At 64.2% G+C, this 12932-nt stretch carries 13 protein-coding genes; 3 read left to right on the plus strand and 10 right to left on the minus strand.

The window, feature by feature from the left end; translation table 11 throughout:
- From hemA to AC1P6P_RS03490, 4 genes are all read right to left on the minus strand, one after another.
- A partial coding sequence (gene hemA, locus AC1P6P_RS03475; RefSeq protein ID WP_481401044.1) for a 5-aminolevulinate synthase occupies positions 1–829 on the minus strand: 829 nt, incomplete at its 3' end.
- Positions 830–941: 112 nt separating this feature from the next.
- Positions 942–1583 carry a DUF1345 domain-containing protein gene (locus tag AC1P6P_RS03480; protein ID WP_481401045.1) on the minus strand — a complete coding sequence of 214 codons (642 nt, stop codon included), beginning with the start codon at positions 1581–1583 and terminating at the stop codon, positions 942–944.
- Between the two features lie 280 nt (positions 1584–1863).
- Complete coding sequence (locus tag AC1P6P_RS03485; protein WP_481401046.1) at positions 1864–2373, minus strand: MarR family winged helix-turn-helix transcriptional regulator; 510 nt, start codon at positions 2371–2373, stop codon at positions 1864–1866.
- Between the two features lie 289 nt (positions 2374–2662).
- Complete coding sequence (locus AC1P6P_RS03490) at positions 2663–3709, minus strand: enoyl-CoA hydratase/isomerase family protein (protein ID WP_481401047.1); 1047 nt, start codon at positions 3707–3709, stop codon at positions 2663–2665.
- A 186-nt stretch (positions 3710–3895) separates the two neighbouring features.
- Here AC1P6P_RS03490 and hemB point away from each other — a divergent pair, with 186 nt between their 5' ends.
- From hemB to AC1P6P_RS03505, 3 genes are all read left to right on the plus strand, one after another.
- On the plus strand, positions 3896–4891 hold the full coding sequence (hemB, locus tag AC1P6P_RS03495; protein ID WP_481401048.1) for a porphobilinogen synthase: 996 nt from the start codon (positions 3896–3898) through the stop codon (positions 4889–4891).
- Positions 4892–4894: 3 nt separating this feature from the next.
- A complete protein-coding gene (locus AC1P6P_RS03500) occupies positions 4895–5488 on the plus strand; it encodes a hypothetical protein (RefSeq protein ID WP_481401049.1) in 594 nt (197 codons plus the stop codon).
- A gap of 70 nt (positions 5489–5558) precedes the next feature.
- Entirely contained in the window at positions 5559–6023 is a 465-nt protein-coding gene (locus tag AC1P6P_RS03505; RefSeq protein ID WP_481401050.1) for a hypothetical protein, read from the plus strand.
- Between the two features lie 87 nt (positions 6024–6110).
- Here the strand turns inward: AC1P6P_RS03505 and AC1P6P_RS03510 are convergent, their stop codons facing one another.
- The 6 genes from AC1P6P_RS03510 to pstS all read right to left on the minus strand — a co-directional run.
- Positions 6111–7649, minus strand: coding sequence for a carboxylesterase/lipase family protein (locus tag AC1P6P_RS03510; protein ID WP_481401051.1), 1539 nt, complete (start codon positions 7647–7649; stop codon positions 6111–6113).
- Between the two features lie 103 nt (positions 7650–7752).
- Complete coding sequence (locus AC1P6P_RS03515; RefSeq protein ID WP_481401052.1) at positions 7753–8343, minus strand: TetR/AcrR family transcriptional regulator; 591 nt, start codon at positions 8341–8343, stop codon at positions 7753–7755.
- A gap of 232 nt (positions 8344–8575) precedes the next feature.
- Positions 8576–10192 carry a DHA2 family efflux MFS transporter permease subunit gene (locus tag AC1P6P_RS03520; RefSeq protein WP_481401053.1) on the minus strand — a complete coding sequence of 539 codons (1617 nt, stop codon included), beginning with the start codon at positions 10190–10192 and terminating at the stop codon, positions 8576–8578.
- On the minus strand, positions 10192–11331 hold the full coding sequence (locus tag AC1P6P_RS03525) for an HlyD family secretion protein (protein WP_481401054.1): 1140 nt from the start codon (positions 11329–11331) through the stop codon (positions 10192–10194). The genes AC1P6P_RS03520 and AC1P6P_RS03525 overlap by 1 nt, the downstream gene beginning before the upstream one ends.
- Before the next feature lies 1 nt (position 11332).
- Complete coding sequence (locus tag AC1P6P_RS03530) at positions 11333–11791, minus strand: MarR family winged helix-turn-helix transcriptional regulator (protein WP_481401055.1); 459 nt, start codon at positions 11789–11791, stop codon at positions 11333–11335.
- A gap of 214 nt (positions 11792–12005) precedes the next feature.
- Positions 12006–12932: phosphate ABC transporter substrate-binding protein PstS (gene pstS / locus AC1P6P_RS03535; RefSeq protein WP_481401056.1), on the minus strand; the 927-nt coding region annotated here is incomplete at its 5' end.

Raw genomic sequence — 12932 nt, forward strand, 5'->3', positions numbered from 1 at the left:
AGATGAACCCAGGAGCATAGCTGCGGATCACGTCGATGATGCGCTTGTCGGCGGCGATATAGCCGCCCATGACGCCGAAGGCCTTGCCCAGCGTGCCCTCGATGATGTCGATGCGGTGCGCAGCATCGTCGCGATCGGTGATGCCGCCACCCCGGGGGCCATACATGCCGACGGCGTGGACTTCGTCGATGTAGGTGAAGGCGCCGTATTTGTCGGCGAGATCGCAGATTTTTTCGGTCGGACCGAAATCGCCGTCCATCGAATAGACGCCTTCGAACGCGATCACTTTCGGCCGCTGCGGCTCGATCGCCTTCAGGATGTCTTCGAGGTGTTCGACGTCGTTGTGGCGGAAGATCTTCTTCTCGGCACCGCCGTGACGGATGCCCTCGATCATCGAATTGTGGTTGAGCTGATCGGAGATCACCACTGCATCCGGCAGAAGCTTCGACAGCGTCGACAGCGTCGCGTCGTTGGAGACGTAGCCCGACGTGAAGGTCAGCGCCGCTTCCTTGCCGTGCAGGTCGGCCAGTTCGTGTTCGAGCTGGATGTGGAAATGGGTGGTGCCGGAGATGTTGCGCGTGCCGCCGGCGCCGGCGCCGACCTGGTCCAGCGCCTCGTGCATCGCGGCGATCACCTTCGGGTTCTGGCCCATCCCGAGATAATCGTTCGAGCACCAGATGGTGATGTCGCGCGGTTCGCCGTCGCCGTAATAGGCCGCCGTCGGGAACGCGCCCTTGCGGCGCAAGAGATCGGCGAAGACCCGGTAACGGCCCTCGCGCTTGAGTTCGGTGATGGCTTCCTGGAACCGGGCAAGGTACGGAAACGACATGGGATTCTCTACTCCAGCCCCGAAAATCAGGGCGCCATAATCGGCGCTATTTTGGAACGTTTCAAGAAATAAGACAGGTTTAATTGTCACATGATAGTAGATCGCGCAACTTTCAATGCGCCAGCACCGCGTTTACCACCAAGGCGATGAGCACGGTATTGAAAAAGAACGACACCAGCCCGTGACCGGTGACAGCACGGCGCATCTGTCCCGTGCAGACCTGGACGTCGGAAACCTGGGCGGTCATGCCGATCACGAACGAGAAATAGACGAAGTCCCAGAGGTCGGGCGTCTCAGTGCCGGGGAACGTCAGCGCCTCGCCCGGCTTGCCGGCGCCCGGAGGGTCGAAATAGAACATGTTGGCATAATGGAATGCCGAGATGGTATGCAGAACGAACCATCCCAGCGGTGCCGCCGACAGGATTAGCGCCAGCGACACCGCGCCGAGCTTGCCGCCGCCGTTGAGCGCCACGAAAACGCTGGTGAGATTGACCGCTATCACCGCCAGCGTGATCGCCACCACGATCAGGACGCCCTCGTCCTGGCGCGCCGCGCGCCGCTTGAGGTCGGCGGTCGTGTGGCCAACCAGCACGCCGAGGGCCGCCGCCAGATATACCAGGAAAAACGCATCCGCCGACGCCGCCAGCGGCTGCGGCCCACCGAACAGGCGGAACGCGGCATAGACGAATCCGCCGGCCGCCGCGGCGACGTAGAACCGGCTGTGATGGTACAAATGGCTCCGAGGCAGGCGCATGCGGCGATGGTGGCACGAGTCGAGCCGATTTTCTGCCCCCCGGTCGCAAGTCTTCTTCGGCTGGCTTACAGGCCGTGGGGGACGTGGTCTGAAGGACCAAAGGGGGCTCGCGACCAGATAAGCCCCCTTCGGCGCTTCGCGCCACTTCCCCCACGGTCATTGTGCGAATGGAGAGAGCGAGCCGCCCGCGGGGGCAGAAAACACATCCCAAAACACCAAGGCCCGCGCCCCAAATAAGCAGGGGGACGGGCCTTAGCCGTTCAGGAACACACGTTCGGGCTTAGAGCCGGAAACGAACCTGATCGATCCAGAAGCGCTCGATGCGCCGGAGGGAGGCGTTGAGACCGTCGAGGTCGCTGGTCGCGACGTTGCCGACCGCTTCGAGCGAGCCCAAGTGGCGCCCGAACAGTTCGCGCAGCATGTCGCGTACGGCTTCACCCTTGGGCGTCAAGCGGACCAGCACACTGCGGCGGTCCACTTCCGAACGCTCGTGATGAATGTAGCCGAGGTCGACCAATTTCTTGAGGTTATAGGACACGTTCGAGCCGAGATAATGCCCGCGCGTGCGCAGCTCGCCCGCCGTCAGCTCCTGATCGCCGACATTGAACAGCAGCAGCGCCTGCACGCTGTTGATCTCGCGCTCGTCGCGCCGGTCGAGTTCATCCTTGATCACGTCGAGCAGCTGACGATGCAGCCTTTCCACGAGATTAAGGGTCTCGAGATAGAATTTCGCTTGCTCGCGCGCGCCATCCATTGCGGCCGCCGCTTGCGGTCTTGCCAGTGCCGTCATCGCCTTCCCCTCGATTTGCCGAGGGCCCACCTGTTATTGTGGTATCAGCGTAGGGCGCAGCTCTTAAGGACGGGTAAAACTTGCCGAGAACACCCGGCAAAAGCGGGGAACTACGGAGTTTTTTGCCGGCCATCGTCCAAACCGGCAAATAAAGCGTAAAGTTGCACCGTCCTGAGACAGCGACGAGCAGTTGCGCGCACCCCCTTCGTCGCTGCGCGCCACCTCCCCCGCCAATTCGTCATCGTGCGGCGCTGAAGTTGGAGCACCGCGGGGGAGGAAAGAGAAACCCTTACAGCGGCAGTTCGTTGTCCGTCGGCTGGAAGTAGGCCTGGATGGCGGCGTCGGAGACGTCGGCGAGGGTGGCGGGCTGCCACTTCGGGGCGTTGTCCTTGTCGACGATCACCGCGCGCACGCCTTCATAGAAATCGTGGCCTTTGAAGATGTGATTGGCGATGCGGTATTCCATCTTCATGCAATCGTTGAACGCGAGCTGCTGGCCGTTCCTGATCTGGCCGAAGGCGATCTTGAGCGAAGTCGGCGAGCGCAGCCGCATCAGCGCGGCGCATTCGTGGCTCCACTCTTTGTCGTCGCGATCGAGCAACGTCAGGATGTCTTCCACCGAGGTGGTGCCGAAGATGCGGTCGATCTTGGTGCGCCGTTCACTTAAGGGCGAGTTCTGCGGCCGCCGGCCCATCTCGGAGAACAGGTCGTTGGGATCGTCGCCGTTGGCCAGCGCATCGATCAGCACCGGCCATTCGTCGGACGGAATCCAATGCGTCGCGAGGCGGGCGTAGATGGCATCGCGGGTGTTGAAGCGGTCGCCGGTGAGGCCGAGGTAAAGCCCCAACTGGCCCGGGCAGCGCGACAGGAAGTAGCTGCCGCCGACATCGGGGAAAAAGCCGATGGCGGTCTCGGGCATGGCGAACACCGCCGACGACGACGCGATGCGGTAATCGCTGTGCACCGAGATGCCCATGCCGCCGCCCATGCAGATGCCGCGGATCAGGGCGATGTAGGGCTTGGGATAGGCCTTGATGGCGGCGTTGAGCAGATACTCCTCGCGCAGGAAATCGAGCGCATAGGAGGTGCCGTCGAGGCCGGATTGGCGCAGCGCGCGGATGTCGGCACCGGCGCAGAAGGCGCGATCGCCCTCGCCGCGCACCACCACACAGCCCACCGCCGGATCGCTCTCCCACGCCTTGAGCTGCGCCCGCATGGCGGTCACCATCGCCAGCGTCAGGGCATTGAGGGCTTTGGGACGGTTTAGGATTATGAGGCCGACGGCGCCGCGAACCTCAAACAGGATCTCGGCGGGGTTCTGGGATTCTGTGGTCATCCCTCCTGATAGCCGCAGCCGCCGTTTACCCGCAAGATGGCCAACCGCGCCGCACGCAGCGGCATGACGCAAAATTCAGTTCGCCTCATCGGCAGGCAAGCCTATCTATTGGTCAGAACCGTTTGTCAGCGTTGCCGCGGCGGAACCAGGCCTTATACTCCAACCGTCTTCCAGAAGACCGAAACCATGCCCAATCCCAGCTTTCCCGCCACTCGTATGCGCCGCCTCCGGGCCCAGCCGTGGTCGCGCGCCCTCGTCGTCGAGAACACCCTTTCGCCGGCCGATTTCATCTGGCCGCTGTTCGTCATTGAGGGCGAGAATAAGCGCGTTCCGGTTGCGGCGATGCCCGGCGTCGAGCGGCTCAGCGTCGATCTGGTCGCGGAAGCAGCGGTCGAAGCGGCGGCGCTCGGAATTGGCGTGATTGCCCTCTTCCCCTTCACCGATCCGGCGAAGAAAACCGAGGATGGGCGCGAGGCGTTCAATCCCGACAATCTTGTCTGCCGCGCGGTGCGGGCGATCAAGAAAGCGGCGCCCGGCGTCGGCGTGCTGTGCGATGTGGCGCTCGATCCCTACACCAGCCACGGCCACGACGGCCTGCTGCGCGATGGCTATGTCGTCAACGACGAGACGGTGGACGCGCTGGTCAAGCAGAGCCTCGTTCAGGTCGAAGCCGGCTGCGATATCATCGCGCCGTCCGACATGATGGACGGCCGCATCGCCGCCATCCGCGCCGCGTTCGAAACGGCGGGCCACCACAACACGCTGCTGATGGCCTATGCCGCGAAATACGCCTCCGCTTTCTACGGCCCGTTCCGCGATGCGGTCGGCTCGGCCAAAGCGCTAGTCGGCGACAAGCGCACCTATCAGATGGACCCGGCCAACAGCGACGAAGCGATCCGCGAAGTGGCGCTCGACGTCGCCGAAGGTGCCGACATGGTGATGGTAAAGCCCGGCATGCCCTATCTCGACGTCGTCCGGCGGGTGAAGGACGAATTCAAGATGCCGACCTTCGTCTATCAGGTGTCGGGCGAGTACTCGATGCTGACCGCGGCGATCAATGCCGGCTACCTCGACCGCAACCGCGTCATCCTCGAAACCCTGCTCGGCTTCAAGCGTGCCGGTGCCGACGGAATCCTCACCTATTTTGCGTTGGAAGCAGCGAGACTGTTGCGGGCGGGCTGAGCGATGATGAACACCAGAAGAGGCTGCCTGGCAGCCATGGCCGGGCTTGGGGCGACCGCGCTGGCGGCCGATGCCGGCGTGATGGCGCAAGTGCTGAAAGCCGGCCCGAAACCGAAGCTGGTGAAGGGCGAAAACGGCGCCCCCGACAAGGTCGATTTCGGCCATGGCCTGCTCGTGCCGATGACCAAGGACGCCTTCCACACCCTGTGGGAGGGCGACGACCGCTGGATCACCTATGGCCACGGCTTCGGTCCGCGCGTGGTGTCGGCGATGGCGCAGGCCGAGGAAGCCGCCATCGGCACGATGAAGCTGTACCTTCTCACCCTCGCCTTTGCGCCCGACCGGCTGGAGCGCGTGGACGGCGGCGGCTGGCGGCTGAAATCGGGCAACCTCGCCGACCTCGTCAAAGGCGACCTCCAGCTGCCGGGACGTCCGGTGATGCCGACCACCGACCATGTCAGCGGCAACCAGATGGGCGACTCCGACAGTTTCGCCTCGGGCGAAGAGGCCACCCACGCCACCACCGGCTGGCTGATCTGGAAAAAGGAAGTCACGCTCGAGGACGTGCGCCGCAAAGCCGTGCTGATCGGCGGCTGAACCAGCGGTCTGGTCATCCGGCAGCCGGCGGGATTACCTTTGAGTCCTTGCGATTCTGCCCGAGGATGCCATGGCGCGCCCGAACGACTTCGTAAACCGCTTCCGCTATGCAATTCTCGCCGTCCTCATCGTGGTGACGATCGCGTACGGCTGGTATCTGGTCCGACTTTACACGCCGCCGCCGCCGCCCGCCCCGCCCCCGTCGATTCCAGTCGCGGTCCTGGCTGATGGCTCGGTGGTGATCGATGGGGTGACTTACGCCAACGTCGCGACCCTGAAGCCGAAGCTGGCGGCGATCGAAAAGGACCACCCCGGCGCCGGCTACTCGATCAGCGCCCCGCATGGCCAGAATTTCGAAGGCATCGCCAAAGCCGTCGTCCTGATGCAGCAAAGCGGTGCCGCAACGATCTGGGTGGTCAACGAGCCGGAGAAGAAAAGCGAAAACGTCAATCATCAAAAGGTTGGCGAAGCGCTCAATCCGCAACCGCGCGTCGGCTTCATCACCGAGCCACGGAATCCCGATCAGAAGAAGTGATTCCCTCTTCGTAATCCTGAGGTGGCCGCGCGCACGGCAGCAGAAACGGCTCGCGTATCGACCTCCACCCCGTCTGCCGCGACGGGCTCAGGGTGACGCTTGATGTTCCAGCCAGAACTTCAGCCGCGGGGCGTCGCTGTCGCGGAGTTCGCCGGTGGTGGGGCCGAAGATCATTTTCATCGCGCTGCCGTCGGGCTGGTAGGCCGTCCAATGCGGCAGGCCGGGGGCGTTGGGATCGCCGCCTGCCGCGAACGCCGCCCAGGCCGACGACATCAGATCGGCAACCCGCGCATCGTCGGCGGTTGCCCGCCAGCCCGGCATGATGTCCGGGTGACCGAACACATAGGGGATTTCCCCGGAATGGAAGGCGCCGACGTATTTGCCCTCCCACGCCGCACCAAACCAATCGGACGGAATCGGCGGCACCTGATCGAAGCGATAGAGGAACACCGGCGCGTGACCGGTCCTGGCCTGTGCCACCGCCCAGCTCCAGGTCGGCACGCCCATCACCTTATCCCCGGCAAACTGCGCCGAGGCGCGTGCGCCACGATAGAACGCCGCTGCCGCGTTATGAAAATCACCGAAGCGGTTGCTGAGCGCGGTTGCCAGACTGCCGTCGCCGAGCACGCCCTTCTCGAACAGGATGCCCTCCTCGGCATTCCAGCCGGTAAGCAGCGGCACGTCGTTCTGCTTGCCCGCCGCAAATATTTCGCGCGCCGAGGCCGGCAGCACATAGCCGTCGATCACTGGCCCGAAACCCCAGTCGCCGTCCGGCGCCATCACCAGCGCCAAAATCTCCGCCGACGAGCGCTGACGCAGCGCCGCGATGCCCTTGCCATCCATCGCCTTGGTGAAGGCAATCCCGGCGGCTTCGCCTTGCGCCAGCGAAGCGTCGCGCATGGTGCCGAAGGCGGCGCCGCTCTCGCCGATGGCGCGCTCGAACAGACCCGCAGCCTCGGGCGAGGCCATCAAGCGGCTGACCGCATCCGATCCGGCGGATTCACCCGCAATGGTGACGCGCCCCGGATCGCCGCCGAACGCCGCGATGTTGTGCTTCACCCACTTCAGCGCCGCGATCATGTCCATCAAGGCATAGTTGCCGCTGGTGTGGCGGGCGGATTCCGCCGTCAGGTCGGGATGGGCGAGAAAGCCGAACACGCCGAGGCGGTAATTGATGCTGACCAGCACCACGCCTTTCTTCGCCAGCACGGTGCCGTCGTGACGGAGTTCGGCGCCGTACCCGCCGCGATAGCCACCGCCGTGAATCCAGACGATGACCGGCCGCGCCTCGCCCGCTTTCGCCGTGGTGGTGATGTTGAGATAGAGGCAATCCTCCGACATCCCCGGATTGAACGGATCGACATCGCGGTAGAGCTTGGGCTGCAAACAGTTGGGCGCGTAGGCGCTGGTCGGGCGCACGCCTTGCCAGGCTTCCACCGGGGCCGGCGCCCGCCACCGCCGCTCGCCGACCGGGGCCGCGGCATAGGGCAAGCCTTTGAAGACGCGAACGCCATCGACGCTCGCCGCCGGCACCGCGATGCGGCCGCCATCAATGGCAATCGTATCGTCGGCCGCAGCCGTTCCGAACATCAAGACGAAGGCACAGAAAAGCAGGCGCGCGCGCATGGGGGCCCCCTCGTTTTGGCCGGGAGGCTATCACTGCGATCTGCGATGCGGACGGCAAAAAGGCGCGAGCGCGGCGGTGTGAGACCACTCGCCGCGCCGGCGTCTATTCCTTCTCGACCGTGAACAGGCTGCGCAGCAGCACTTCGGCCCGCGACGGCAGCACTTCCAGTCCGGAGCGGCGCTGGCCGAGGTCGATCACGTTCTCGAGCACCAGCATGGCGAGACCATGCACGGCCGCCCACACCGCCAGCCCGAGGGCAGAGTCGTGCAGGGCCTTGCCGATCTCGTCGCCGACAGAGTCGGCCGCTTCCGCAAGGGAAGGAAATGCCTCTCGGTTGGGCAACTGCGGACCGAACATCAGTCGTGCCAAAGCGGGACGGCGCGCGACGAAGCGCATGTACGCAGCCCCAACGGCGGCGACCCGATCGGACTCGACGCCGGGCATCGCCGCGGCTTCGACGATCTCGGCACGAAGCTCCGCAAACCCTTCCGACGCCAGCTCGACGAGCAGCGCTTCATGGTTGGGGAAATGCCGATAAGGCGCGGCGTGACTGACTCCTGCCCGGCGCGCCACGGCCCGAAGGCTCAAGGCACCGAGGGATTCTTCTTCCAAAATGGCCCGCGCCGCGTCCAACAACGCGTTCCGCAGGTCTCCGTGATGATAAGGGCGCTTGAGCCCGGCTCTGACATCCATGACTAACTTACCTTTGCCTCTGCGTCCCTGACGGGTGAACAGGGCGTTGGTTCCATCGCAGCGCGCTGCGGCGACACGATTTCGCCCGCCTGCTACCGCGTAAACGTTCGACCCAATTCCAGCGCTGCGCCTCGGGCAAAATTAAGGCCGAACAAAGGTTCCTCTGAAACATCTGCGAGACAAGAAAGCGCGGTGTTTCCAGGAGCTTGGCGCCCGCCCGACGCGAGTTGTCTCAATCTGTCATCGGCGCTTGTTCGGCCGTCGGCTTGGCCTCGTCCGGCGATTTGGCGGGCGCTTTCGGCTCCCCCGTGAACGACGGACGTTCCATCATCCAGATCAGCGGAAACATCACCAGCGACAGCGCCGCCATGGCGAGGAAATCGTTGGCATAGGCCTCGATCGCCGCGCGCACGCTGATCATGCCTTCCAGCACCTGCTGCCCGAACGGAAGCTGGATGTTGAAATAAAGCGACTCTGCGTTGACGCCCAGACCGCGGTTGAACAGCGAGGCATGGCGAACCAGATCGGCGCGGATCGCCTGCATGCTGTTGGTCAGGATGACGACGCTCACCGACACGCCGATGGCACTGCCGACATTGCGCACGAGATTGGCGAAGGCGCTGCCGTCGGTGCGGTACTGCCCGGGCAAGGTGGCGAAGGTGACGAGGTTCAGCGGCGAGAATACCATGCCGAAGCCGAAGCCCTGGATAATCGACACGACCAGCAATTCGTCGAAGGCGATCGACGGCGTCCACTGCGCCATCTGCCAGAGCGAAAACGACACGCAGGCGGTGCCGACGCTCATCAGGATGCGCGGGTCGAGCTTGTTGCCGAACTTGCCGACCAACAGCATCGCCGCGATGGTGCCGAAGCCGCGCGGGCCGAGCAGCAGGCCGGTCTGCAACACGCTGTAGCCGCCGAGATTCTGCAGGTACGGCGGCATCAGCGCCGACGACGCCAGCAGCACCGCGCCGACCACGAACATAACCACGATCGACGACGTGAAATTGCGGTCCTTGAACATCTGGCGCGGCAGGAACGGCTTCTCCGCCGTCGCCATGTGGACCAGGAACAGGTAGAGTCCCAAGCCGGTCAGGACGGCATAGATGATGATTTCGGGGGACCCGAACCAGTCCTGGGTATTGCCGCGGTCAAGCATCAACTGCAGCGATCCCATCGCCAGGGCCAGGAAGCCGAATCCGGCCCAGTCGAATTTCAGGCTTTCGTTGCGATGGGTGTCCTTGAACGCCAGCCACAGGCCGAGTGTCGCGGCAATGCCGACCGGCGCGTTGACGTAGAACACCCAGCGCCACGAATAATAGTCGGTGAGGAAGCCGCCGAGGGTCGGGCCCAGGATCGGGCCAAGCATGATGCCGATGCCCCAGATCGCCATCACCTGGGCGCGTTTTTCGATCGGATAGAGATCGATCATCACCGACTGGCTGAGCGGCGCCAGTGCGGCGCCGAACACGCCCTGCAACAGGCGGAAGAGCACGATTTCGGTGAGATCGGTGGCGGCGCCGCACAGCATCGAGGCGACGGTGAAGCCCATCATCGATACCAGCAGGATGTTCTTCTTGCCGAAGCGCTTGGCCAGCCAGCCGACCGGCGCGGTCATCACGGCCGCGGCGACGATATAGCTGGTCAGGACCCAGGTGATCTGGTCCTGCGACGCCGACAGCTCGCCGCCCATGTACGGCAGGGCGACGTTGGCGATCGTGGTGTCGAGCGCCTGCATCAGCGTGCCGGCCATCGAGCACATCACCACGATGATCAGCTGCGACTTCTCGTAGTGTTCGTGCCCGTGCCCGACGCCATGAGCACGCTGGCCGGCGGAAGCGGCTGCCATTACTGCCCCGCCACCATGCGGCTCCAGCGGCGCATGCCGGTGTCGATCTCGACCACGGCGCTCATGCCGGCGCGCAGCGGCGGATCACTGGGACCGACCTGGCAGGTCACGCGCACCGGAATGCGCTGCACCACCTTGACCCAGTTCGACGAGGCGTTTTCCGACGGCAGCGCCGAGAACGCCGTGGACGTAGCGCGGCTGATGGCGTTGACGCGGCAGTCCCAGGTCTTGCTGGGATAAGTGTCGATCGTCACCGAGACGGGATCACCGACGCGAACACGGGTGAGATCGGTTTCCTTCATGTTGGCTTCCACCCACACGTCCGTCGTCGAGACGATACCGACCGCACTGGTGGTCGAGAACGACGACAGCGCCGAAATCACCAGGGTACCGGGCTGCAGCGAATCCACTTCGGTGACATCGCCTTCGAACGGCGCGCGCACCGTGGTGTGGGCGAGCTGGCGGGCGGCTTCGTCGTAGGCGGCCTTGGCCTGCAGGAACGCGGGCGCACGCTCGGGCGGCAGATTGGGATCGCCGAGCAGCTTCGACAATTGCGTCGCCGCATTCTGCTTCAACGCGGCGAGAGTCGCCTGGGCGGAGGCCAGCGTCGAGCGCGCGGTGTCGAGTGTCTGCGGCGCGATGGCGTTGGACTTGGCCAGCGACAGGTAGCGGTTGAAGGTCGACTGCGCCAGACGCACCTGGGCTTCCTGCGCGGCGACTTGCGCCTGCAGGCCCTGATACGCGGCTTCGTCGGCGAGCACGCCCTGGCGCGCCGCTTCCTGGGCCGCCGCAGCATTCGCCAGCGCGATTTCGAACGGATGCGCATCCAGCGTGAACAGCACTTCGTCCTTCTTGACGTGCTGGCCCTCGTGGACGTTGACGGTCTTGACGAGGCCGGAGACATCCGGCGTCACCATCAGCTTCTGGGCGCGAACATAGGAGTCATCGGTGCCGACGAACCGCCCGCCCGTGAAATAGACGAAGGCCGAAACCACCACGACCAGCACGGTGCCGAAAATCATCAGCACCCGGCGCAGGCGCGCCTTGTCTTCCCACAAGCTGCCCAGCCAGGTCCCTGCCCGGCCGGTCTGCGCGGTGCCCTCGTAATAATTCGTGCCCGATTGCGCGCGAACGTCCATTTCACTCTCCTGCAACGGCCGCGGTATTGGCGGACTCGCTTAACAATGTCTCTTTGATCTGAAGCAGAACGCGCAACGCGGTGTTCCAGTCTTCCTTGGTGATGCCTTCGTGGAATTTGGCGATGCCACTCGCACGATAGACGTCAACCTTCTCGAGCACCGGCGTGGCGGCATCGAGCAGATGCAGCCGGTGCATCCGGCGGTCGGTCGGATCGGGGCGGCGCTCGACAAACCCGGCACTCTCCAGCCGGTCGATGATGCGGCCGACGGTGATCGGCTCGACTTCAAGGATCGCCGCCAGCTCGGTCTGCGACAAGCCGGGATGGCATTGCAGCTTCATCAGCGCGACGCACTGCGCGCGGGTCATGCCCCAGGTACGGGCATGCTGATCAAACCGGACCCGCATCAGGCGGGCCAGATCGTGCATCACAAAGGCAAGGTCTTGATCGTTGGGTTCCATGGCTCTCTTTCCACGGTCACAAATAAGCACGCTTATAATAACGTTCAAGATGATAACGGGGGCTATTTCAAGGCAGGAGTACGGTGCTAACAAGACGGTGCCGTCAGGTTTGGTAAATAATTGATTTCACAACAATTTCCAAATGCCTCCCCAACGGAAAGGGGCGGCCCCCGAAAGGACCGCCCCTGGCTGCACCCCAACCAAATGAGGAGTCTTACCAGCCCTGGATCTGCTTCCAGCTCGCCTCGATCGCCTGAACGGCGTTTTCCGGCAGCGGGACGTAGTCGAGGCTGAGCGCGGCGGCGCCGCCATTCTTGTAGGACCACTGGTAGAACTTCAGCACTTCCTTGGTGGCGTTCACATCCTGCGGTTGCTTGTAGACCAGGATGTAGGTGGTCGCCGTGATCGGCCACGCGGTGGCGCCGGGCTGGTCGACCAGGATGATGTAGAAGCCATTGCCCGCAGCGCCGGCCCAATCGGCATTCGCCGCAGCGGCGCGGAAGGTATCCGCCGACGGGACGACGGTCTTGCCGTCCTTGTTGATCATGCGGGTGTGCTTGAGGTGGTTCTGCTTGGCGTAGGCGTACTCGACGTAACCGATCGAGCCCGAGGTCTGCGCCACGTTGCCGGCAACGCCTTCATTGCCCTTGGCGCCGACGCCGACCGGCCAGTCGACGGCGGTGTTGGCACCGACGCTGCCCGCCCACTCTTTCGAGACGCGCGACAGATAGGTGGTGAACACGAACGAGGTGCCCGACGCGTCGGCGCGATGCACGACCGAAATCGCCTTGCCCGGCAGGTTGACGCCCGGGTTCAGCGCCTTGATGCGCGCATCGTCCCAGCGGCTGATCTTGCCGAGGAAGATGTCGGCGAGGACTTCGCCGTTGAGCACGAGCTGGCCCGGATTCACGCCCGGCACATTGACGACCGGCACGACGCCGCCGATCACGGTCGGGAACTGGGCGAGACCGGCCTTGTCGAGCTCGGCCTTCTTCAGCGGTGCATCGGTGGCGCCGAAGGTGACGGTCCGCGCCTTGATCTGCGCGATGCCGCCGCCCGAACCGATCGAGTTGTAGTTCAGGCTGACGCCCGACACGCCCTGATAGGCGCTCGCCCACTTGGCGTAGATTGGGTACGGGAA

The organism is Rhizomicrobium sp., assembly GCF_056722145.1.

Coding starts and splice junctions, on each gene's coding strand:
- AC1P6P_RS03480 (WP_481401045.1), bottom strand. CDS start 1,583: ATGCGCCTGCCTCGGAGCCATTTGTACCATCACAGCCGGTTCTACGTC.
- AC1P6P_RS03485 (WP_481401046.1), bottom strand. CDS start 2,373: ATGACGGCACTGGCAAGACCGCAAGCGGCGGCCGCAATGGATGGCGCG.
- AC1P6P_RS03490 (WP_481401047.1), bottom strand. CDS start 3,709: ATGACCACAGAATCCCAGAACCCCGCCGAGATCCTGTTTGAGGTTCGC.
- hemB (WP_481401048.1), top strand. CDS start 3,896: ATGCCCAATCCCAGCTTTCCCGCCACTCGTATGCGCCGCCTCCGGGCC.
- AC1P6P_RS03500 (WP_481401049.1), top strand. CDS start 4,895: ATGATGAACACCAGAAGAGGCTGCCTGGCAGCCATGGCCGGGCTTGGG.
- AC1P6P_RS03505 (WP_481401050.1), top strand. CDS start 5,559: ATGGCGCGCCCGAACGACTTCGTAAACCGCTTCCGCTATGCAATTCTC.
- AC1P6P_RS03510 (WP_481401051.1), bottom strand. CDS start 7,649: ATGCGCGCGCGCCTGCTTTTCTGTGCCTTCGTCTTGATGTTCGGAACG.
- AC1P6P_RS03515 (WP_481401052.1), bottom strand. CDS start 8,343: ATGGATGTCAGAGCCGGGCTCAAGCGCCCTTATCATCACGGAGACCTG.
- AC1P6P_RS03520 (WP_481401053.1), bottom strand. CDS start 10,192: ATGGCAGCCGCTTCCGCCGGCCAGCGTGCTCATGGCGTCGGGCACGGG.
- AC1P6P_RS03525 (WP_481401054.1), bottom strand. CDS start 11,331: ATGGACGTTCGCGCGCAATCGGGCACGAATTATTACGAGGGCACCGCG.
- AC1P6P_RS03530 (WP_481401055.1), bottom strand. CDS start 11,791: ATGGAACCCAACGATCAAGACCTTGCCTTTGTGATGCACGATCTGGCC.